The organism is Pseudoalteromonas sp. NZS11_1 (assembly GCF_015864275.1).
Classification (GTDB): domain Bacteria; phylum Pseudomonadota; class Gammaproteobacteria; order Enterobacterales; family Alteromonadaceae; genus Pseudoalteromonas; species Pseudoalteromonas arctica.
In genome coordinates, this window is the sequence record NZ_JADYXK010000001.1 from 349,837 (window position 1) to 372,258 (window position 22,422).

Below are 22,422 nucleotides of genomic sequence, written 5' to 3' on the forward strand. Positions count from 1 at the left end.
GCTTCTTAGCGCACGAAGCGCTTTAACTGTTGTTGGGTCTGTAAGCTTAACTGTTGAGATTGCTCGCTATCGGCTAATGCCGTATCTATTTGCTGTTTAGCTTGCTCACCTAAGGCTACTATTTGCTCTACCGATTGGTGAGTATTAGTTTGAGTGCCCTCAAGCATATGTACAGCACTGGCTATTTGTTGTAGTTGCTGTTGGTTGTGCTCAAACTCACTAAGCATTTTTGTAAAACCCTCACAGGTTGCACTAATTGAGCTTTGTGCATTATTGGAGTGAATCATTAATTGCTCTGACTCTTTATTTGTTTCATTTACTAGCTCATTCATTTGAGTAATAAAGTCGCTTATTTGCCTAGTTGCGCCACTTACCTTTATTGAAAGTGTGCGTACTTCGTCTGCAACTACGGCAAACCCTCTGCCAGCTTCACCCGCTCTAGCTGCTTCTATTGCGGCGTTAAGGGCTAACAAATTAGTTTGATCAGAAAACTCTTCAACCATTTTTAAAATACTACGAATGTTTTCACTGTTCTCTTTCAGTCCCGCAATTGTATTTGAAAAGCTACCTAGCATATTAGTAATAAGTTTAACCTGCTTTACTAAAGCAGCGAGCTCTGATGCAGATAGTTTTACAAAGTTAAGGTGTTCATTATTAACGTTATGCACGCTATCTGTATTATTTACTATGTTTTGTAAGCTTTGGGTTATTTGCATACTGGCATTAATAATACTGTGGCTTAACTGTATTTGTTGCTCACTTGATTGCTCAGTATTTTTCATCGATTCAGTGACTTGTATATTACTGTGTGCACTAGCTTGAGCACTGTTATATGTTGTGCTGAGTAACTCACTTAAATGGGCAGTAAATATATTATATTGTGAACTTAAATCTTTAAATTCGTCATACGAAAAGTGGGGAAGTTTTGCTGCTAAATTTGCATCTTGTTGGTTTATTTTTATCAAAGTATCGCGCATAGCAGTAACAGGGCGAACAATTAAAAAACGCATATAAAAAAGAGTAAAAATAAAACCAGATATAATAACAAGCGTAAGTAGCCAAAATAGCCCTGTACTTTGCTGTTGTTCGCTTAAGCTCTGATGCAGCCAAAATAACGTAATTGCTTGGAACAATAATACAAAACTCAAATTACCGACTATTTTACGCGTTAACGTAAAAAAGAATGTTTGCTCTATATAGTTATAAATTTTCATAAAACTACTCATTATGCTTAAGCCCTACGATTCTTATTTTAGTTAGGGAGGTGTAAGTTAGCTTTTTTGTAACGATAACAAGTAAGCTTTGGTTCGCGCTGGGTAATTTGTAAAAATTCCGTCTATGCCATACTCAAGCATTAGCGCTATATCTTGTTCTCTATCGACCGTATAAGCATAAATCTTTAAGCCTCTTTTTTTTGCATCATCGGCAAAAGCCTTATTTATAAAGGTTTTATCTGCATGTACGCTATAAGCATTTAAATCACTTGCAAACTTTGCATAGTTAATTGGAATAGAAGAAGTAAGGGCGCCTATTTTAAGCCATGGTAGCTTGCTTTTAAGCCACTGTAGTTGATGATGATCAAACGATGATACTAAAATATTCGCTTTCGATATTTTGTTAGCTTCAATGTTTTGTTCTAGTTGAGACACAAACCTTTCTAGTTCAAACGTATGTTTAAGCTCAATATTTAATAAAGATTTATTATTATTCCAATCAAACAGCTGCTGAAGAGTGGGAATTTTTTCACCATTTCCAGCATCAAGTTTAGAGAGTTCATGTGCCGTAAAGTTACTCACCCTACCTTTACCGCTGGTGGTTCTATCGAGCCATGAGTCGTGTATTAACATGTAATCATCGATGGAACTTTGAATATCTACTTCAATACCATCAACACCTACTTTTAACGCTTCTAAAATAGCGCTTTTGGTGTTTTCAGGAAAATCCCCACTGGCACCACGGTGTGCAAATACTTTCATTGTCGAGCCTTTTTAGTGATTGACCACGTTTCAAAACAAGCGGCACTAACAATAAGTGCTCCACCAACTAACGTCATAACAGTAGGACGTTCATGAATAATTACTATAGCCAGTATGGTGCCATAAAGTGGTTGTAAGCAAGAAATTAACCCCGCAGTTGCCGCTGATAAATGCTTTAAACTTGCTGCAAATAACGAGTGCGGTGTAGCTGTAAAAATAACACCCGCTATGGCAATTAAAATTAGGTCGTGATGACTAACCTCATATACCGGCACTTCTATAAATGCGCACAGCATAATGCTTGCCACTAAGGTTTGATAAAACATAGTTTGCGGGCCACCATATTGGCTAAAGTAGCGCTTATGGGTAATGTTTCTGATTGAAAAAAACAATGCCGATATAACACCTGTTATTACACCTAAGGTCACATCGTCGCCTAAATTTGCACTTGGTACTAACAGGTAAATACCTAAAACAACCACCGCCGCACTTATTATATCTTTTGCTTTTGGCCTGCTTTTATTAAATAAGGGTTCTAAAAACACCGTCATTACGGGATAGCTAAAAAATGCCAGCATTCCAATAGTTATACCGGCCATTTGCATACCAGCAAAATAGGTAACCCAGTGAATACCCACCGCAACACCTAAAAATAACGCAATAAGGTAGTCTTTAGGTTTATTGAGTTTAATTTGTTTTTTTTGAAAATACAGCATGGCTAAAATAGCCATTCCTGCAATTGCAGTTCTGTAAACGGTAATATCTAAAGCATTTAAACCAATAAGCTTGGCAAATAGAGCGGTTCCGCCAAAAAGTAATACCGCTATGTGCAAATAAATTAAACTTTGCTGCTGAGATTGCATTTAATTTCCTTGTTGTACTTTTTGAACATATTAACATTGCTTAAAAATTCTTAAGATGAATTTTTTATCGCATGACAAATGTCATAAAAGTTGATGACACTTCACACTCTTATTATTTTTATACGCTGGCATAGTTACCTTACTCAACAGGGGATAATTATGAATTCTTTAATTTTAATCAGCTTAACTATTAATGAAGTGCTAGAGGCGTTAAGTTTTACGATTACGTACGCAGATTGCTTTATGCTGGCATGCATTTTTATGTTATTTATATTTATTAATAAAAATAGTCCTATAAGTAAAAATAATATGCCTGAGGTATTAGTATGAGCTCGCTTAACTCCTTTTCTCAACAAAGTGATAAAGGTTTTTGGAAATATGGGCATTTAATTTTTACAGGCTTTTATTTACTCCCACTAATAATTAATTTTGCGAGCTTTACTGCTAACCAAATAACGATGTCTTTAGCCTTTTATGTTGCTTTTATTCTTTTATATGTAAAAGCAATAAACTGCAAAAGTGCAGGGGTGACCAAGTTGTTTGTAGCCATGCTATTAATTTGTTTTTGCGCCACTTTTTACACCACAGGTACTCCTACTTTATTTGGCTTTGCAGCTTACGTAGCAGGCTATGCATACAACTACCATCAAAGAATTTATGCTGCACTCGCGATTATATCTACGGTTTTATTAAGCGCATATATTGGTGATATAGGGAAGGTTCAATACTTTTTAGCCGTTGCTTTGATTTTATGTGCAGCCTTATTTAGTTACGGTATTGCAGCTAAAAGAGAGAGCCTGTACAAAAAACGTGAGCAAGAAAGCGCTAACCAATTAGAGCAATTAGCAGCAATTGCTGAGCGTGAACGGATAGCCCGCGACTTGCATGATATTTTAGGCCATTCACTGTCATCAATTGCTTTAAAAGCTGAGCTTGCAAATAAATTAAACCAAGGTGAGCGTTACGCTCAAGCAAATAACGAAATTGCACAAGTGGCCGATCTTGCAAGGCAGTTACTTAGTGATGTAAGAAGCGCCGTTAGTGATTTAAAACAGCTTAACCTTGTTAGCCAAGTAGCACAGTTAAAACAAAGATTAATAGAACAAGACTTTAACGTTTCATTTAATGTAGTTTTAAATACTCTACCCGCTAAAGTAGAGGGCATCGCAGGCCTTATAATTAAAGAAGCCGTTACCAATTTGCTACGTCATAGCAGCACAAAAAATTGCGAAATAAATATAGAACAAACAGCGCTGCAGCTACTCATTACCGTTATTGATCGTGCACCGTGCTCCACATTAAATTCGGGCAATGGCCTAAATGGTATTAAAGAGCGAGCAGAACAACTCAATGGTAGTGCAACATTTACCTGTGGCGATATTTTTACTTTAAATGTAATGCTACCAATTTCAGCTAAGGATTTACAATGATCAGAGTGTATTTAGTGGAAGATCAAGCGCTTGTGCGCGACGCAGTAGCAGCATTGTTAGGGCTCGATTTTAATATTGAGATTATTGGGCAAGCAAGTAACGGGCAAGATGCACTTAATGCAATTGAGGCGCTTGATAGTGATTTACATCCCGATATAATTTTAACCGATATAGAAATGCCAACCATGAATGGTATAGAGCTTAGCGAAAAAATAGCCGCTAAGTTCCCCGCTATAAAAATGGTTATTATGACTACATTTTCTCGTGCGGGTTATATTAGGCGAGCGCTTACGGCAGGCGTTAAAGGTTTTATTTTAAAAGAAGCACCCAGTGAAGAGCTAATAAATGCGCTTAAAAAAGTAATGCAGGGACAAAAAGTGATAGACCCAGAGCTTGCTATTAATGCATTAGACGACGCAGATCCACTTACCGATAAAGAACGCAAAGCACTTAAACTTGCAAGCGACGGGCTTAAAACAAGCGACATAGCCAAGCAGTTATTTATAAGCGAAGGTACTACACGTAATTATTTATCAGACGCTATTGCTAAGCTAAACGCCACTAACCGTATAGATGCTGCACGTATAGCTAAACAAAAAGGATGGCTTTAAATAGTGGGTTTATAAATTATAAGCAAAGTATTACTATATTACTTATAAAAGTAACGAACAGCGCTTAAAGTTAGCTTAAAAAGCATTAAAAGAGGGTTTAATGGCAAATCTAATAGAACTAATAACTAAAAATAACACCGCTATACTCACCATGAATACCGCTGAAAACCGCCACAATCCAGCGTTTTTGGCTGAGTTTAATTTACATCTTGACCACATTGAAGCAGATCAAAATATTAAGTCAGTTATTTTAACGTCTGCGAGTGACAAAAACTGGTCATTAGGCATCGACCTTCAATGGATGTCCAATCCAAGTATTTTACCTGCTGCAATTTCTGACTTTATGATTCAAATAAGTGACTTATTTAAGCGCATAGTTACTTTTCCTATGCCTATTATTGCTGCGTTAAACGGGCATACCTATGGCAATGGTTCGGTGCTTGCGTGTGCGTGCGATTTTAGATTTATGAAGTCAGATAAAGGCTTCTTTTGTTTTCCTGAAGTGGACGTAATGGTGCCGTTTGTACCGTCGATGTTTCCTATAATTAATAAAGCTATTTCGCAAACCTTCTTTAATCGTTTAGCTATGTCAGGAGAGCGTGTTGGTGCACAGCAGTTGCTAGACAATAAAGTGGTTGAAGCTGTGTTTGCAAATAACGATGAACTACAAACAGGTGTACTTGAGTTTGCCCAGCAGTTTAATAAAAACCGCTGGATTTACGCTCAAAATAAATCACAAATGAATAAGCAAATTTTGCTTACAATGAAAGAAGAAGACCCAAGCTTTATTGATAATATAAGCAAACTGCTCTGGAAAAACCTACAAAAAAAATAAATAACCTGAACTCTGGTTAAGAGATTTACTAACGGATTGAATCATGGTGATATTTAAATTTATTTTCTCTAGCCAGAGATTTTCAGTGAAAACAAGGCGAATTTACGCGTCAATAGCTGGCCTATTGCAAGTATATTCAACGCTGTTAGCGCTGAAAATAGCTGCTCGAGATAGATTTATTATCCAGAGCTCAGGTTATAATAGCGCGAAAGGGTTTTAGCATTGCTACGATATGACTAAATACTTTGCAGTTAAGGGGTCGTTAAGCCCCATTGCGCTAGATTTTTAAACTATACAGAAAGATAAACAGCAAGGTAAAAGTGCTTTCTTAAAAGTTTAATCGCTTTTACCTGTCTCATTATAACTATATGGGTTAAAATACCTACATAACCAACTAACAAGATAGTGAATGTCAAACCAAGATCCAAATCTCAGTCGAGAACAAGAAAAGTACGAAAACCCAGTCCCTAGTCGTGAGTTTATACTTACTCACCTTCAAGAGCGTTCAAAACCTGCTAACTACGCGCAATTATGTGAAGAACTAGCAGTAAACGATGACGAACGCCAAATAGCATTTAAACGCCGCCTTCGCGCTATGGAGCGTGACGGACAGCTGTATTTTAATAAATTTAAATGCTATGCCCTAATTGACGAAGCCGGTTTAACCAAAGGCAAAGTAATAGGCCACAGAGACGGTTTTGGCTTTTTAGAAGTTGAAGGCGAGAGTAAAGATTGGTTTATTGCTAAGCACCAAATGAATATGGTGTTACATGGCGACATTGTACTAGCTAAAGGCACTAAACGTGGCTCTGGCTCAAAATGCGATGCACGTATTATAAAAGTGCTTACTAACGAGCGCGCGCCAATTGTTGGCCGTTACTTTGTAGAGCATGGTGTTGCCGTTGTGGTAGCTGAAGACCCGCGCATAACGCAAGATATAATGATTTTACCAGGCAACGAAAACGGTGCCCGCCATAACCAAATGGTGCAGGTTAAAATCACTCAAAATCCAAGCCGCAACATGAACGCGGTAGGTAAAATTATTGATGTACTTGGTGAGCATTTAGCCCCAGGTATGGAAATTGAAGTCGCACTGCGCAATCACGATATTCCGCATGTATGGCCAGAAGAAGTTGAAGCACAAGTTGCTCACCTAGGTGAGTTTGTTGAAGACGCTGACAAAAAAGGCCGCGTAGATTTACGTGACTTACCACTTGTAACCATTGATGGCGAAGACGCTCGCGACTTTGATGACGCCGTATACTGTGAACCTAAAAAATCGGGTGGCTGGCGCTTATGGGTTGCCATTGCTGATGTGTCGCATTACGTAGGAATGAACACGCCGCTTAACAAAGAAGCAATTTTGCGTGGTAACTCAGTGTATTTTCCTGAGCAAGTAATTCCGATGCTACCAAAAGTGCTTTCTAACGGATTATGTTCGCTTAATCCAAAAGTAGATCGCTTATGTATGGTTGCCGAAATGACCGTATCGAGCGCGGGTAAACTTTCGGGCTATAAGTTTTACGAAGCGATAATGAACTCGCATGCACGTTTAACTTACACCAAAGTAAATGCCATTTTACAAAACGACGAAAAACTACGCGAAGAATACTCAGCCGTAGTGCCACATTTAACTGACTTACAGCAAATGTATATGGCACTTAAAGCTGCACGCCAAGACCGTGGTGCCATTGAGTTTGAAACCCTAGAAACACGTTTTGTATTTAACGCTCAGCGTAAAATAGAATCAATAGTGCCTGTTATTCGTAACGACGCGCACAAACTGATTGAAGAATGTATGATTTTAGCCAACGTATCGGCGGCTAAAATTCTTGAAAAGCACGAAGCAAGCGCGCTTTATCGTGTGCATGACGAACCAGACAGCGAAAAACTAGGTAACTTTACTAAGTTTTTAGGCGAGTTAGGTATCGAAAGTACATTAAGCGACGAGCCAACGCCAAAAGAAATAACCCAAGTATTAGCGCGACTAGGTGACCGCCCAGAAGCCGAGCTTATTCAAACTATGCTACTGCGTTCAATGAAACAAGCTGTATATCAGCCAGATAACATTGGTCACTTTGGTTTAGCGTTATCGGCTTACGCGCACTTTACATCGCCAATACGTCGTTACCCAGATTTAGTAGTACATCGTGCTATTAAAGCAGTTATAAAAGCACAAGGTCAGCAAACGTCTGGCGAATACGCTTATACCGACGACGAAGTTGATCAACTTGGTGAGCAGTGTTCTACCACAGAGCGCCGCGCCGATGATGCAACTCGCGAAGTTGCAGATTGGCTTAAATGTGAGTTTATGCAAGATCACGTAGGTGACGAGTTTGACGGTGTTATTTCATCGGTCACTAACTTTGGTTTGTTTATTCGTTTAGACGATTTACAAATTGATGGGCTTATTCATGTTACTAATTTAGGCGACGAGTTTTTTGCGCATGATGCTGCAAAACACACCTTAATAGGTGAGCACTCTCACAAAGTTTATCGCCTTGGCGATAAAGTAACAGTAAAAGTTGCGTCGGTTAGTTTAGACGATCGCCGTATCAACTTAACGCTTAAAGGCGATGTTGCACAAGACAGATACTCACGTCGTCGTGCGCCAAAAAAAGGTTCAGGTAAATCTGAGCATGCGCCAGCAAGTGTGCGTTCGCAATTAAAAGTAGGCAAAGTACCGGGTAAAAAGTCGCACAGTGATGACAAACCAAAAGGTAAAAAAAAGCCAGCAAATAAAGATAAAGGCAAGCCTGCAAATAAGTCTGCAACTAAACCCGCAGATAAAAAAGCAGCAGACACTGCCGTAAAGAAAAAGCCGAAGAAGAAGGCAGTTAAAAAGCCTAAAAGAGCTGGCAAAAATGCCCGTAAAAGTACTAGCCCAGGAGCAGATAATACGTGAGTAATGAATTAATTTTTGGCTTTCACTCTGTTGAAGCAATTTTAGAAAGCGAGCCAGAGCGCTTTGTAGAAATTTACGCCCTTAAAGGTCGTGACGACAAACGCTCAACTCCGATTATTGATGAAGCACGTAAATTTGGTATTTCAGTACAGTTTATGCAGCGTAAAGCCCTTGATAGCAAATCAAAGGGTGAGCAGCATCAAGGTATTATTGCCAACGTAAAAGCAGCGCCAACGTTTAACGAAAAAGATCTTGATGCGATAATCGCTCGTGAAGACACCCCGTTTTTACTTGTACTTGATGGTATTACCGATCCGCATAACTTAGGCGCATGTCTACGTAGTGCAGACGCTGCAGGTGTTCACGCTATAATTGTACCTAAAGATCGCTCTGCCAAGCTTAACGGCACAGCACGTAAAGTTGCTTGTGGCGCAGCCGAAACAGTACCGCTTATTCAAGTGACTAACCTTGCACGTACGCTTCGCGAAATTAAAGATGCAGGCGTATGGGTTGTAGGCACTGCTGGCGAAACTGATAACCACGTATTTGATGCAAGCTTAACGGGGCCTATGGCGATTGTTATGGGCGCAGAAGGCGAGGGCATGCGACGCTTAACGCGTGAGCATTGCGATATGCTCGTTAAAATCCCAATGGCGGGTACTGTTTCAAGCTTAAACGTATCGGTAGCCACGGGTATTTGTTTGTTTGAAGTATTGCGCCAACGTAACGCAAATAACTAATATATAAAACGATAAGTTTTATGTATTAAAAAGCCGAGATTGAAATTCAATCTCGGCTTTTTTATGTCTGTAATTTACGCTTTTAACTTTGCACCAATTGTACTGAATTGATGATCTATCATAGCGATAGGAAAATAACCCTATAGCAAGGCAAAAATAACGAAATATAGTTGTTCTTATATGAGTTGTTTTTAACGCAGCTAGTGAACCATTTCTCCTATACAAAGCGCAGGTAAACGGTTTAATAACAAGGCAATAATTTAGATGTGTAGTGTTCTTACATAAAAAATTATTAACGCTGTTAGTGAACCATTTCTCCTATACAAAGCGCAGGTAAACGGTTTAATAACAAGGCAATAATTTAGATGTGTAGTGTTCTTACATAAAAAATTATTAACGCTGTTAGTGAACCGTTTATCTCATACAAAGCGCAGGTAAACGGTTTAATAACAAGGCAATAATTTAGATGTGTAGTGTTCTTACATAAAAAATTATCAACGCTGTTAGTGAACCGTTTAACCAGCTTTCAATTTAGAATGAGTAAGTGTAGCCCATCTGTACAGTACGCGGCTTACCTGGTTGAATGCCACCGTTTGAACGGTTAGCAACGTATGTTTTATCAAACAAATTATCAACGCTTAGGTATACTTTTTGATTTTCATCGATTAAGTATTTAGCAGCTAAATCCCATACTACGCGGCTATCAATTGCGTTTAAGCCCGACTGCGTTAAGTTAGCATGCGCATCAGACACATAACGTATTTGGCTGTTAACTACAAACGCAGAAAACTCAGCACCTAACGATAATGCTACTTGGTTTTCTGGTACGTAAGGCATTGCATCACCTTTTTCTACCGTGCCCCAAATTTCTGAATCAAAATCGTTTTTAAACTCAGAGTCTGTGTAGGTATACGTTAATTTAACTGGGAACATAGCTGTATCAGTTGCAAACGTACGTGCTGCACTAAATTCAAAGCCCGCTACTTCTACTTCACCGTAGTTGTATTGGTCGCCAATGTTGTCGTCGCTACAACCAACCGCTGCAGTACAGTTACCGTGCATGTTGCTGTAGTCAGAGTAAAACGCAATTACTTCACCGCTAAAGCCATCCATATTAAAGCGAGAGCCAAACTCAATGTTTACACTTTCTTCTTCTTCTTGGTCAGCATTACCAGGTGCTGCTGGTGCATAACCTTTTTGAATGCCCGCAAGTAGCGTTACGTTTTCGTTAAGCGTGTAAGTAGCACCTAGTGACGGCACTAAAATTTCAGTGTCGTTCGACACATCTTTAGTTAAACCGTTGCTGCGTGTTGGATCTGATTTAGACCACTCTTCACGCGTAATAGTAATGTCTTCATAACGAAGGCCTGCACTTACTACTAATGCATCAATTGTCCACTCGTCTTGAATAAACAAGGTACTTGCTTCTGCGCTATCTACACGGTTGCTGTCAGAGCCCGGAACGCCTTGCTCTGTAAGCGTTAAGCTTAGGTCTTGATTAAGTGTGTATTTGTCTTCCCATTGAAAACGATCCATTTCGTCTTCGTGGTAACGTACGCCAACAGTTACATAGTGATCGCCTGCAGGAATATGTAATTCAGACTGAATACCTTTAGCTTGGTAATCGCGGTTATTAGCTTTAATACCAATACCTTCAATACCTTCGCTTGTAGGGTTTGCTTCAAATTCACTGTATTGCTCAAGGTAGCTTTCGCTTACTTTGCTGGCTTTATACCAGTTACGATGAAAATCGTTTAAGTAAGCCGTAGCTAAAAACTCATAGCCATCACCAAAACGGTACGCGTAGTTAAGTTGGTATGCGTTGTGGCGAGTATTCATTTCATCGTTTTGCGATGCTGCATAACGACGGTAAGGGCTTTTTTGGTAGTCTTCGTCTGTTAAGCCCATATATGTTTCGTCTGATGTTTCGTCAGAGTACTTAATTTTTAGCTCTAAATTATGCGCATCGTTTTGACCAAACGTATGGCCAAACTTTAATAGTAAATCTGTTTTTTCAAAGCCGGTGTTGTCATCGCCTACTGGCAGCTCTTTAAAACCGTCTGCGCCGTAAGTAAATACTTCAATTAAGCCTGCTGTGTTGTTTTTTTCTTTACCGAAGTAAGCGTGACCTTTGTAGTAACCATCACCACCAAGGGCTGCATCTACCATACCTTTTGAGCTATTTGGCTCAGTAGGTAAGCTGCGCGAAAGTAAGTTTAAAACACCACCCGTAGTACGCGGGCCATACTTAACTGATGCCGCGCCTTTTAATACTTCAATAGACTCCATACGACCCATAGTAGGGAAGTAGTAAGCAGAAGGTGCAGAGTATGGTGCTGGTGCAACTAATACACCGTCTTCCATTACTGATATTTTATCGTTACGACCAGTACCTGTGCCGCGCATACCAATATTAGGACGAAGGCCGTAGCCGTCTTCTTCTTGCACGTAAACGCCCGGAACAGACGCTAAAACGCGAGAAATATCAGTAAATTTGAATTTTTGAAGTTCTTCATCAGAAATAAACGTAGCCGAACCAGGAATATCGTTAATTGCTTGTTCTGAGCCAATAACGGTAATTTGTTCAAAGCGTTGTTCTTTATTGCTGGTGTCTTTTGCTATTGCAGTAGCACTAAAAGACAAAGCAACCGCAGTTGCCAAAGTAGATACTAAAAACTTAGGGTTCATTGTGTTCCTAATCATGTCAATTATCTTAATTGGCGTAATTTGAACACGTTAACGAATACGAATCAATGTTATTAAGTATTTAATTATTCAGTTTAATAGAACTAAAAGCACCTACTTATGCAACTTTGTTAACTAAATTGTTTCTTTTGTATTAGTTTGTAATTGCTTTACTCGTTATAAAGTTTTGATTAGCTATAACCTAAACGTAGCGCTATAAACTCCGCGAGCTTATCTACTGCATGATCCGATTCACCCGAACTTTTAATTAAACTAATACCAATATTACCAAGAGTGGGTAAATGTTTGGTTTGAACTTGATAGTTAAGCTCACTCGGTACTGTGCTTTTAGCAAGTACCGTAATACCTAAGCCTTCTTTTAATGCAGCAATAAGGCCGGTTAAATCGGCGTTGCTATATACAATTCGGTATTTTATGCCTGCATTTTTTAATGCATCAATTGCACGACGACGATAAATACACCCCTCTGGTGCGGTAACTAGCGTAACCACGTCGTTTTGCGCAAGTGACAGGTCGCCCACCCACACTAACTCGTCTTGCATAAAAATAGGAAACTTATCAGAGTTAAGTCGCTCATTTAGCGCCAGTACTAAATCGAACTGATCTTGGCGAGAAGCCGAAAGTAAATGTTTACTTAAACGCGACTTAACTTCTAACGACACCTCAGGGTAGAGCGCCACAAAGTCGCCAATAATAGAAGGTAAAATACGCGCTGCAAATTCGCTCGGAATACCCAAGCGCACTTTACCTGCAATGTTTTCTGATGTGAACTGCTGCAAAATAGCATCGTTGTGTTGCATCATTTGTTTTGCCATAGGCAATAATAGCTCGCCGTACTGGTTTAATACTTGGCGCTGTCCTTGTTTTTTAAATAGTTTATAGCCAAGCACGTCTTCTAGGCGCTTTATTTGCAAACTAACAGCAGGTTGCGACAGGCCAAGTAAATCGCCTGCTTTAGCAAAGCCACCTATTTCAACTACCATTACAAAAGTACGTAAACCGTCTGTTGATATGTTTTTCATATTTAAAATTACAATTTATATAGCTATATATATAAGTATTATTTATCAATTGATAAAAAATTACAATTTGTTGTTGGTAGGCGTGGGCAATATACTTTTGTAATCGAAAATACACAGGTGTTTGTTATGACTTTTAACCCAATAATGTTTGCCCGCCACAGCAACGCAAGTAGTGCGGTTACTAACGCTTTGCAAACTAACAACAATCACGTTGTAATGGATTTTAGCGGCACCGAAACCAGTGTATTTTTAAGCACTATTTTAGGCCTTGATTTAACTAAGCTTACCGCCAGCGGTTTAGGCTTAAAAGGCACGCTTGATGGCGACTATAATTCTGACTACAGCTTTGCTGTTTATTACTTTAGCGAAACCGCCTTTAGATTCGTACTGCCACACAACGCAAGCCTTCAACTACAAGCACTTATAAACGAGCAACAACTACGTTTTGATATTGATTATGTAGTACGCACCGACCTAGCAAGCTTTATTTTAAGTGGCGACAACGCGTTTGATACTCTAGTAAATGCTTTTAAATTAACACCAGGTTTGCGCCTTTCTGACGCGCAACTATGCTACGGTGCGCAAAGTGGTGATGTATTTATTACCGCCATTGATAAAAACGACGAACAACACTTTGTATTAGTCGCTAAACAACAAGAATTACAAAAATGGCAAAGCTACATGCAAGCGCAAGGTTTTGCACTTATGCATAGTGAAGCCGCATAACGAATACAAACAACAGGTGAACATAACAATGTTTGCCTGTTTTTAATTGCGATTAAGCAATTAAAGTCTATTTAAGCCACGCCCTAAACAGGGTTAATTTAAACGTGAAGGAATGTTATGACTTCTAAAACTGTACTACATGCTAAGCACCTAGAAGCGGGCGCTAAAATGGTTGATTTTCATGGCTGGGAAATGCCAATCAACTACGGCTCACAAATAGAAGAACACAATAGCGTGCGTACCGACGCAGGCATGTTTGACGTATCACACATGACCATTGTTGATATTGAAGGGCCTCAAGCACAAGCATTTTTACGTAAGCTAGTAGCTAACGACGTTGCAAAATTAACCGTACCAGGCAAAGCGCTTTACACAGGCATGCTTAACGAGCAAGGCGGTGTAATAGACGACTTAATTATTTATTTCTTTAGCGAAACGTTTTACCGCCTAGTTGTTAACTCAGCAACACGCGAAAAAGACCTAGCGCATTTAGCTAACGTATCGAGCGACTTTGACGTAACGGTTACAGAGCGCCCTGAGTTTGCAATGATTGCAGTACAAGGCCCTAACGCTAAAGCAAAAACAGCCACTCTTTTAAATGCTGAGCAACAAGCAGCTGTTGAAGGTATGAAGCCGTTTTTTGGTGTTCAAGTAGGTGATTTATTTATTGCCACAACGGGTTATACTGGCGAAGACGGTTACGAAATAGTAGTACCGAACGACCAAGCAGCCGATTTATGGCAACAACTGCTAGACGCAGGTGTTAAGCCTGCTGGTTTAGGTGCACGCGACACGCTACGTTTAGAAGCAGGTATGAACCTTTACGGCCTAGATATGGACGAAAGCGTATCACCACTTGCAGCTAACATGGCATGGACCATTGCATGGGAACCAGAAGATCGCGACTTTATTGGCCGTGACGTACTTGTTAAGCAACGCGCAGAAAAAAGCACTGACAAACTAGTTGGCTTAGTGTTTGAAGAAAAAGGCGTTTTGCGTAGCGGTTCAAAAGTAATTGTTGATGGTGGGATAGGTATCATTACATCAGGTACTTTTTCACCAACACTTGGTTTTAGTGTAGCCCTTGCACGTGTACCACGTTCAACAGGGGATACAGCTCAAGTAGAAATGCGTAAAAAATTAGTAAACGTTAAAGTAGTAAAGCCTAGCTTTGTACGTAACGGTAAATCAATAATTTAAATAATTTGGTTATACCAATCACAATAATTATTGCGATTGGTATCCTCCCAATATAAACCAAAGGACAAATAAAATGAGCAACATTCCTAGCGAGTTAAAATACGCACCTTCACACGAGTGGGTTCGCAGTGAAGGCGACGGTACATTTACTGTTGGTATTTCTGAGCATGCACAAGAACTTCTTGGCGACATGGTATTTGTTGAATTACCAGAAGTTGGCGACGAAGTAGACGCTGGCGAAGACTGTGCAGTAGCAGAGTCAGTTAAAGCAGCATCAGACATTTACGCACCTATCAGTGGCGAAATTGTTGCTATTAACGAAGAGCTTGAAGACTCACCTGAAACAGTAAACAACGACGCTTACGGCGACGGTTGGTTATTCCGTATTAAAGCATCTGACGAGTCTGAGCTAGACAACTTATTAGACGCTGAAGGTTACTCGCACACTATCGACGAAGAATAATCATTTTTTGAAGATAACTAAAAGCCCCGTTTAATGTATAAAAATGGGGCTTTTATGATTTTACAGCGCACAACCCCATACTGAGTGAGCTGTTAAATCGTCAAATATTTTAATTAATGCTAGTTACCCATTAGCATTTAGGATCATAGGAATCTGGATTCATGTCAAACGCCAAATCTCTTGAAGAACTAGAGCAAAAGCAAGATTTTATTCGCCGCCATATTGGGCCAAGCCCAGCACAAGTAAGCGATATGCTAAGTGCTTTAGAAGTATCGAGTGTGCAAGAGCTCATTGACCAAACTGTACCGGCTAGCATTCGCTTAGAGCAGCCATTAACAGTTGGCGAAAGCCGTACTGAAGTTGAAACACTAAGCTACCTAAAATCAGTAGCAAGCAAAAATAAAGTTTTCAAATCGTACATTGGCCAAGGCTACCACCCAACTAACGTACCGCACGTAATTTTACGTAACGTACTAGAAAATCCAGGTTGGTATACAGCGTACACACCGTATCAGCCAGAGATTGCACAAGGGCGTTTAGAATCATTATTAAACTTCCAAACTATGACCCTAGATTTAACCGGTCTTGATTTAGCAAGCGCGTCACTACTTGACGAATCAACAGCCGCTGCAGAGGCTATGGGCCTTGCAAAACGCGTATCAAAAGCTAAAAAAGCCAATGCCTTTTTTATCGCAGACGACGTACACACACAAACAATCGACGTAGTAACAACGCGTGCCGAGCAGTTTGGTTTTGAAATAATTGTAGGTAAAGCAGAAGATGCCGTAAACCACGACATTTTTGGCGCATTGTTCCAATACCCAACTACATCAGGCGAAGTGGTAGACATAACTGACCTAATTGCTGGCGTACAAAGCAAAAAGGCGATTGCCTGTGTTGCTGCCGACATAATGAGCTTATTACTATTAAAAGCACCGGGTAAACTAGGCGCAGACGTAGTACTTGGTTCGGCTCAACGTTTTGGCGTACCTATGGGTTACGGCGGTCCTCATGCTGCATTTTTTGCAACACGTGACGCATACAAACGTTCATTACCAGGTCGTATTATTGGTGTATCTAAAGACCGTTTAGGTAACGACGCACTACGTATGGCAATGCAAACGCGCGAACAACACATTCGCCGCGACAAAGCCAACTCAAACATTTGTACAGCGCAAGTATTACTTGCCAACATGGCAGCGTTTTACGCGGTGTACCACGGCCCACAAGGCTTAAAAACTATCGCGCAGCGTATACATCGCTTTGCTGATATTTTAGCAACTGGCCTAAAAGCTAAAGGCATCGCACTTAAGCACAGCACGTGGTTTGATACGCTAACAATTGCAGATGACAGCAAAAACGACGTAACAGCATGTGCAATTGCAAAAGGCGTAAACTTTGCAACAAACCACGAAGGTGAGTACTCAATTTCGGTATCAGAGACAACAACACGTGCCGATATCGCTGAGTTATTCGATATTATTTTAGGCGAAGGCCATGGCCTAAGTGTTGACGCTATTGCAGCCGACGTTGAGGCAAATGGCAGCGAGTCAATTCCGGCAAGTTTAGTACGTGACGACGAAGTACTAACGCATCCAAACTTTAACAGTTACCACAGCGAAACAGACATGCTTCGCTACATTAAGCGACTAGAAAGCAAAGACTTATCGCTTAATCACTCAATGATCTCGTTAGGCTCATGTACCATGAAACTAAACGCGACTGCTGAGATGATCCCAATTACGTGGCCTGAGTTTGCAAACCTTCACCCGTTCTGCCCGCTAGATCAAGCAGAGGGTTACCAAATAATGATTGGCGAGTTACACGACTGGCTAGTAAACATTACCGGTTACGATGCAGTATCACTACAGCCAAACTCTGGCGCGCAAGGTGAATACGCAGGCTTAATCGCGATTCGTAAATACCACGAATCACGCGGCGATGCACACCGCAATGTATGTTTAATCCCAAGCTCTGCGCACGGTACTAACCCTGCATCAGCGCAAATGGCGAGCATGAAAATTGTGGTAGTTAACTGCGACAAAAACGGTAACGTAGACATGGCCGATTTAAAAGCGAAAGCTGAGGAAGTGTCTGAAAACCTATCGTGTATCATGATCACATACCCGTCTACGCATGGCGTATACGAAGAAACAATTCGCGAAATTTGTGACATTATTCATGAGCACGGCGGCCAAGTTTACATGGACGGCGCAAACATGAACGCGCAAGTTGGCGTAACAAGCCCAGGTTTTATTGGCTCTGACGTATCGCACTTAAACTTGCATAAAACGTTTTGTATTCCACACGGTGGCGGTGGTCCAGGTGTTGGCCCAATTGGTGTTAAATCGCACCTTGCGCCATTTATGCCAAACCACAGCGTAATTAACGTACCAGGTACTAACATCGGTAACGGTGCGGTATCGGCAGCGCCTTACGGCTCAGCCGCTATTTTACCTATTTCATGGGCTTACATCACCATGATGGGCAGCGAGGGCTTAAAACAAGCTACTGAAATGGCAATTGTTAATGCTAACTACTTAACGCATGAGCTAAGCAAGCACTTCCCAATTTTATACCGTGGTCGTAACAACCGTGTTGCTCACGAATGTATTGTTGACTTACGCCCGCTTAAAGAGCTATCAGGCATTACTGAAATGGACGTAGCTAAGCGCTTGCAAGATTACGGCTTCCATTCACCAACTATGTCGTTCCCAGTAGCTGGCACATTAATGATTGAGCCAACAGAGTCTGAATCAAAAGGTGAGATTGACCGCTTTATCGAAGCAATGGTGTCAATTAAAGGCGAAATTGAAAAAGTAATTTCTGGCGAATGGTCAATCGAAAACAACCCGCTAGTGTTTGCACCGCATACACAAGGCGATGTGTTAGGTAACGAATGGGACCGCGCATACGACCGTTTTTACGCTGCATTCCCAGTGCCTGCAGTAGCTAAAAACAAGTTCTGGCCAACCGTTACACGTATAGACGACGTATACGGCGACCGTAACTTAGTATGTTCATGCCCAGCGGTTGAGACATATCGCGATTAATTTTTGAAAAAAATTCCACTGTAGAGAGGAATTTATCGAAATTATAAAAGCCGTTGCAGCAATGCAGCGGCTTTTTTGTGTGTGGTGATTCGCCATTAATCATATGAACGTAGGTTGGGAAGAGTGAAACGAAACCCAGCAAATCCCAAATATACTTATTCGCTCAAAAGCCAAGAGTATGTGTTATTTATTGTAGGCGGTAAGCTTGCTGACGCGCGGGCGGCAGCCTGAATAAGTATTTGAATAGGTGTTTGAGGTCACCATCACCGATAACGCGAATACGTTTCGCATTTTTTTAAGATTAGAAACCTTATTCAAGGTTTTGTCGCGCTGGCGATAGCAGCCAAAGAGGGGCTGCCGCTGGTCCCTCTCTGGTCTATCTTCGTCTTATCGCGCATCCATACGCGATATTACTAATCAATTGCTCATTTTAATGGCGTGGTGACGGGGGAAGGTGTTAAACGTGATAATTGTTTTGGCCTTGGCAAGAAACAAGACCTGACCCTTTGCATTTTTCTGTATTCTAGACTTTAGCGAGTAACTTTAGCTTTAATAAATGCTTAACTTTGCAGGTATGGCTATTTGTTGGCTTTATTTGTGAGTTGTATGTTTTTTGTTTACAAATTATTGCAATTTAGTTTCTAAATAACTTGTTGTTGCTCTATTTAAGTTGAGATAATGAAACGGAATAAACTTAATGGACTAATAAAAATGAATAAATTTATACTTACCCCACTCGCTATTGCACTTTCTTTAACGCTCAGCGCATGTGGTGGCTCTTCATCAGATGGGAATTCTGCAAGCTCATCAAATGGCGGCAGTACTGCTCAGCTTCAAACTATTTCATTACAAGCATTAACTCGCCAGTGCGGGACCGATTCTGCGTATCAAACTGATGTTGTTTTTCATAACGACGATGGTGATGCTATAGGCTCTGTTAAAACCGACGCCCAAGGTAATTTCTCAGGTGAACTACCTTCTGGTACAAGACATGTATCATTACTGGGCGATGTGGTTGATGAGACCGACGGTGGTTATAAGCAAATTTTCACTGAGCTTGATATTGAAAATAGAGCTAATTTAGGCAAGTTTTATTTTAATAACTTTAGCGAAGGTTGTGGGTGTACTGAATATAATGTTGATACAACAGCGCTAAGTACGATTGCATCTGATTACACGATATACCAATCTCAAGGTAATGAGGTTTCAGGTTCTGTAAATATTTGTCCTAGTGACAATAAGCTCTATTTAACAGCGCTGTCTAGGTATTCAGTTGATGCAAAAGCAGCAGTTATTGATGTACCGGTAAACTCGTCAGTTATTACGCTAACTGATGAAGATTTTATTCATGACGGTGTTGAAGTTCCTGTTCAATTAGATTTTAATGCTGATTATTCTAGTACTAGAGGTTATATTGAAGCTGAAAATACTTATCAGTTTGTTCAATATAGTTTTTCAGGAATATCAGACACTCTTTTTATATTCCCCACAGTAACTGAGCACAATTCTTATGTGCAGTTTGATTTTATGTCCGACCCGATGAACGTAGATGGTGTTGAAGTTGATATCCACAGTTATGCTCGAAGCGCAATAGAAACTGATGGTGATTATCAGCTGACAGAGCTTCCCACGATTACTGATGATTTAGGGTTTAGTTTACTTCAGATTACTGAAAACAATGATGCAAGCTTTGACTTTAGCAATGTAGATAACCGGTTTGCTCGAACAACATGGGGTTATAGTTTTTTAGTTGATGATGCTGCAGAAAGCAGGTTCGATTGGACAATAAGAGGTGGCATAAGCGGTCAAATTCCTGATTTATCTTTCGGTAGTATTTTTCCTGAACCTACCGATGAAGTTATTTTAGAAGAGCTAACGTTATTACTTTATGGCTATGCTGGTAATGCAACCGATGCAAACAGTTATGCACAATTATTAGATACGATTTCTGAAGGCGGGCATTTAACTAAGCCTGAATTTAGTAATTACGTATATATATTCATAGGTGCTGAGTTGTATTAGTTGTCACGTTTTATTTTGTAGTACAAGGCCACATTTTTGGCCTTATACATTAAAATCAAAGGTGTCACCCATTAGAAAGCTCCGGTCAAGCAGGTAGCTGTGTTTTATTGATCTTTTTATTCAAAAACCAAGTTTTCTTACTTTTTAAACTCAATTTAAATATGACTACGCACCTAGTAATGACGTCGATTAGTGTGAATATGCACCATGGCTTGAATAAAGAACGCCATATGAGTTTAAGCGTTTTAATTGAGCATCATTGATGTTTAATTAAGGCTATTGGTTTGCGGCTCAGTCATCGTTTAGTGCCAATATCAGCCAAGCTACAAATATCTTGAAGTTATACTTTTAAGCCCTATAATTACCCGTAACAACACCCCTCCCGCTACCCGTAAGCTCAGCGCCCTGCGAGGGGTTAATTATTTCTATAGTATGGTAAAAGGATTTAGCTTTCATGCAGATCCCCAAAGCCCCATAACAACTGTGCAGCAAGTCGACTTTCTAGTGGAACCAAAGGCACTAAATTTTGACTAGACATCAAATACCTAGCTTTTTAGTTTATTGCTCATCGAGTTAATTACTCTGTCTAGACCACTGTGAATAGAATATGAAAATGCGTTTACCATGTGATTAACCGTGGGAGAGTGCATGAGAAAATAAAGGGCAATGTTATTGCCCTTTTTTATGCGCTTAAATCTGTTGTTCTAAACTATAGCGCTACTAAGCTTTGCTCTAGCATTGCTTTTATTTGTTTTACTATTTTAGCTTCTGTTTCAGGTTCGAATTGTTGTATACGTGGGGTATGAATATGCCCTGTAGGTATGCTTGAATTAAGCGCATCGCGCATGCGAATACTTCGGTACGATATTTCGTTAGACAGGTAACCACCGCCGCCGCCATTTACCGCAATACTATTTTTAAGCTCGCCGTACGAACCCGCTTTATAGGTTTTTTCAAGCGTGGTGACTTCATGATTGTCGATAACTTTATAAGGCCCTTTGGCTTGTTGCATGTAAGTTACAGGCAAGCTAAATTTTACAAACTCGTTGCCCGGGAGTGGTCTGCCATTAAGCTTTGGTATTACTGGGCTTGTTTGCGTGCCACCATACACAATATTGGCATTATCTGGGGCGGTTACACTGCGGCGTTTACCCGGGAAGTGTTCTAAGTCAAATTCTGTTCTGCCCATACTTACGGTTACTACCATGTCTACATTATTAAGTGCGTAGTAGGGGGCAAGTAGTGATTCTATTATACCTTGATCGAAGTCTTCGTAGCGTACAGGCACCATAACGGTGTTAATTTCTGCACTCACGCCGTTGTAATTAATAACTTGCCCGTCGAGTAATAACGCCGCAACACCTGAGGGGTTACTTTGGTTTATATTTCTATCAAGTAAAAATGGGTCAAAGCCTGTAAGTAATATTTTTTTAGTGCTACCTGATGAAAAAGCAAGGTCGGTACGGCCTCTACTGCCTTCCTCAAGTAGGGTTAGTAAAGTATTTAGTTGAGCCTGCGTAATTGAAAATTTAGGTGAAGTTGTGCGTATTACTTTGCTTGAAAGCAGGCGTGCCCAGTAAAGCTCTCGGTCGTCGTAATTATTGGTTTTTACTATGCGTTGTTTTGCGTTTTCCCATAGTTCAAAACTAAAGCTTTGTACTAATGTTTTTGCACTTTTAAAGTCGTTTAATTCTTTAAATTGTTGCTCAAAACTTGATACTTGTGGGGTAAATGCATTTAAAACACTTGGCATTGCCGATTGGGCTTTGTTGATACGCTGTTCTTCAACAGTTAAAGGATTACTTAAAGCAGCGAATGAAGAGGCAATTAAGCTGGTCGCTAATAATACTTTGATCATAATATTCCTAAT

At 40.2% G+C, this 22,422-nt stretch carries 16 protein-coding genes; 10 read left to right on the top strand and 6 right to left on the bottom strand.

Annotated elements, in window-relative coordinates:
- Positions 1-5: 5 nt before the first annotated feature.
- From I6F44_RS01530 to I6F44_RS01540, 3 genes are read right to left on the bottom strand one after another with little or no spacing between them, the layout of a single operon-like run.
- Positions 6-1,226, bottom strand: a complete 1,221-nt coding sequence (locus I6F44_RS01530) for a methyl-accepting chemotaxis protein (protein WP_197173167.1) — start codon at positions 1,224-1,226, stop codon at positions 6-8.
- Between the two features lie 45 nt (positions 1,227-1,271).
- Complete coding sequence (locus I6F44_RS01535; protein WP_197173168.1) at positions 1,272-1,976, bottom strand: glycerophosphodiester phosphodiesterase; 705 nt, start codon at positions 1,974-1,976, stop codon at positions 1,272-1,274.
- Positions 1,973-2,839, bottom strand: a complete 867-nt coding sequence (locus tag I6F44_RS01540) for a DMT family transporter (RefSeq protein ID WP_010554316.1) — start codon at positions 2,837-2,839, stop codon at positions 1,973-1,975. The genes I6F44_RS01535 and I6F44_RS01540 overlap by 4 nt, the downstream gene beginning before the upstream one ends.
- Before the next feature lie 326 nt (positions 2,840-3,165).
- Here I6F44_RS01540 and I6F44_RS01545 point away from each other — a divergent pair, with 326 nt between their 5' ends.
- The 5 genes from I6F44_RS01545 (at position 3,166) to rlmB (ending at position 9,360) form a co-directional block, all read left to right on the top strand.
- Positions 3,166-4,269 carry a sensor histidine kinase gene (locus tag I6F44_RS01545; protein ID WP_197112339.1) on the top strand — a complete coding sequence of 368 codons (1,104 nt, stop codon included), beginning with the start codon at positions 3,166-3,168 and terminating at the stop codon, positions 4,267-4,269.
- The gene (locus I6F44_RS01550; protein ID WP_058154167.1) at positions 4,266-4,880 is read left to right on the top strand and encodes a response regulator transcription factor; all 615 of its coding nucleotides are present in this window, start codon (positions 4,266-4,268) and stop codon (positions 4,878-4,880) included. Before I6F44_RS01545 ends, I6F44_RS01550 begins: the two co-directional genes overlap by 4 nt.
- Before the next feature lie 100 nt (positions 4,881-4,980).
- A complete protein-coding gene (locus I6F44_RS01555; protein ID WP_197173169.1) occupies positions 4,981-5,715 on the top strand; it encodes an enoyl-CoA hydratase/isomerase family protein in 735 nt (244 codons plus the stop codon).
- A gap of 409 nt (positions 5,716-6,124) precedes the next feature.
- The gene (gene rnr / locus I6F44_RS01560; RefSeq protein WP_197173170.1) at positions 6,125-8,620 is read left to right on the top strand and encodes a ribonuclease R; all 2,496 of its coding nucleotides are present in this window, start codon (positions 6,125-6,127) and stop codon (positions 8,618-8,620) included.
- Entirely contained in the window at positions 8,617-9,360 is a 744-nt protein-coding gene (rlmB, locus tag I6F44_RS01565) for a 23S rRNA (guanosine(2251)-2'-O)-methyltransferase RlmB (protein WP_007378377.1), read from the top strand. Before rnr ends, rlmB begins: the two co-directional genes overlap by 4 nt.
- 531 nt (positions 9,361-9,891) lie before the next feature.
- Here the strand turns inward: rlmB and I6F44_RS01570 are convergent.
- Both I6F44_RS01570 and I6F44_RS01575 read right to left on the bottom strand, forming a co-directional pair.
- A complete protein-coding gene (locus I6F44_RS01570; RefSeq protein WP_197173171.1) occupies positions 9,892-12,048 on the bottom strand; it encodes a TonB-dependent receptor family protein in 2,157 nt (718 codons plus the stop codon).
- Between the two features lie 188 nt (positions 12,049-12,236).
- Positions 12,237-13,088: a LysR family transcriptional regulator gene (locus I6F44_RS01575; RefSeq protein ID WP_024607170.1), complete on the bottom strand. Its 852-nt coding sequence runs from the start codon at positions 13,086-13,088 to the stop codon at positions 12,237-12,239.
- 126 nt (positions 13,089-13,214) lie between these two features.
- Here I6F44_RS01575 and I6F44_RS01580 point away from each other — a divergent pair, with 126 nt between their 5' ends.
- The 5 genes from I6F44_RS01580 to I6F44_RS01600 all read left to right on the top strand — a co-directional run bounded on the left by I6F44_RS01580 (position 13,215) and on the right by I6F44_RS01600 (position 20,552).
- The gene (locus I6F44_RS01580) at positions 13,215-13,814 is read left to right on the top strand and encodes a hypothetical protein (RefSeq protein WP_002958026.1); all 600 of its coding nucleotides are present in this window, start codon (positions 13,215-13,217) and stop codon (positions 13,812-13,814) included.
- 117 nt (positions 13,815-13,931) lie between these two features.
- Entirely contained in the window at positions 13,932-15,014 is a 1,083-nt protein-coding gene (gcvT, locus tag I6F44_RS01585; RefSeq protein ID WP_121955113.1) for a glycine cleavage system aminomethyltransferase GcvT, read from the top strand.
- A 73-nt stretch (positions 15,015-15,087) separates the two neighbouring features.
- Positions 15,088-15,477: a glycine cleavage system protein GcvH gene (gene gcvH / locus I6F44_RS01590; protein ID WP_024590231.1), complete on the top strand. Its 390-nt coding sequence runs from the start codon at positions 15,088-15,090 to the stop codon at positions 15,475-15,477.
- Positions 15,478-15,638: 161 nt separating this feature from the next.
- Entirely contained in the window at positions 15,639-18,530 is a 2,892-nt protein-coding gene (gcvP, locus tag I6F44_RS01595) for an aminomethyl-transferring glycine dehydrogenase (RefSeq protein WP_197173172.1), read from the top strand.
- A gap of 711 nt (positions 18,531-19,241) precedes the next feature.
- Positions 19,242-20,552: a hypothetical protein gene (locus I6F44_RS01600; RefSeq protein WP_121955111.1), complete on the top strand. Its 1,311-nt coding sequence runs from the start codon at positions 19,242-19,244 to the stop codon at positions 20,550-20,552.
- Positions 20,553-21,261: 709 nt separating this feature from the next.
- Here I6F44_RS01600 and I6F44_RS01605 read toward each other — a convergent pair.
- Positions 21,262-22,410, bottom strand: a complete 1,149-nt coding sequence (locus tag I6F44_RS01605) for a hypothetical protein (RefSeq protein ID WP_197173173.1) — start codon at positions 22,408-22,410, stop codon at positions 21,262-21,264.
- Between the last annotated feature and the right edge of the window lie 12 nt (positions 22,411-22,422).

Excerpts from the sequence above, each read along its gene's own strand:
- I6F44_RS01530 (WP_197173167.1), bottom strand. The coding sequence starts at position 1,226 with ATGAGTAGTTTTATGAAAATTTATAACTATATAGAGCAAACATTCTTT.
- I6F44_RS01535 (WP_197173168.1), bottom strand. The coding sequence starts at position 1,976 with ATGAAAGTATTTGCACACCGTGGTGCCAGTGGGGATTTTCCTGAAAAC.
- I6F44_RS01540 (WP_010554316.1), bottom strand. The coding sequence starts at position 2,839 with ATGCAATCTCAGCAGCAAAGTTTAATTTATTTGCACATAGCGGTATTA.
- I6F44_RS01545 (WP_197112339.1), top strand. The coding sequence starts at position 3,166 with ATGAGCTCGCTTAACTCCTTTTCTCAACAAAGTGATAAAGGTTTTTGG.
- I6F44_RS01550 (WP_058154167.1), top strand. The coding sequence starts at position 4,266 with ATGATCAGAGTGTATTTAGTGGAAGATCAAGCGCTTGTGCGCGACGCA.
- I6F44_RS01555 (WP_197173169.1), top strand. The coding sequence starts at position 4,981 with ATGGCAAATCTAATAGAACTAATAACTAAAAATAACACCGCTATACTC.
- rnr (WP_197173170.1), top strand. The coding sequence starts at position 6,125 with ATGTCAAACCAAGATCCAAATCTCAGTCGAGAACAAGAAAAGTACGAA.
- I6F44_RS01570 (WP_197173171.1), bottom strand. The coding sequence starts at position 12,048 with ATGAACCCTAAGTTTTTAGTATCTACTTTGGCAACTGCGGTTGCTTTG.
- I6F44_RS01575 (WP_024607170.1), bottom strand. The coding sequence starts at position 13,088 with ATGAAAAACATATCAACAGACGGTTTACGTACTTTTGTAATGGTAGTT.
- I6F44_RS01580 (WP_002958026.1), top strand. The coding sequence starts at position 13,215 with ATGACTTTTAACCCAATAATGTTTGCCCGCCACAGCAACGCAAGTAGT.
- gcvT (WP_121955113.1), top strand. The coding sequence starts at position 13,932 with ATGACTTCTAAAACTGTACTACATGCTAAGCACCTAGAAGCGGGCGCT.
- gcvH (WP_024590231.1), top strand. The coding sequence starts at position 15,088 with ATGAGCAACATTCCTAGCGAGTTAAAATACGCACCTTCACACGAGTGG.
- gcvP (WP_197173172.1), top strand. The coding sequence starts at position 15,639 with ATGTCAAACGCCAAATCTCTTGAAGAACTAGAGCAAAAGCAAGATTTT.
- I6F44_RS01600 (WP_121955111.1), top strand. The coding sequence starts at position 19,242 with ATGAATAAATTTATACTTACCCCACTCGCTATTGCACTTTCTTTAACG.
- I6F44_RS01605 (WP_197173173.1), bottom strand. The coding sequence starts at position 22,410 with ATGATCAAAGTATTATTAGCGACCAGCTTAATTGCCTCTTCATTCGCT.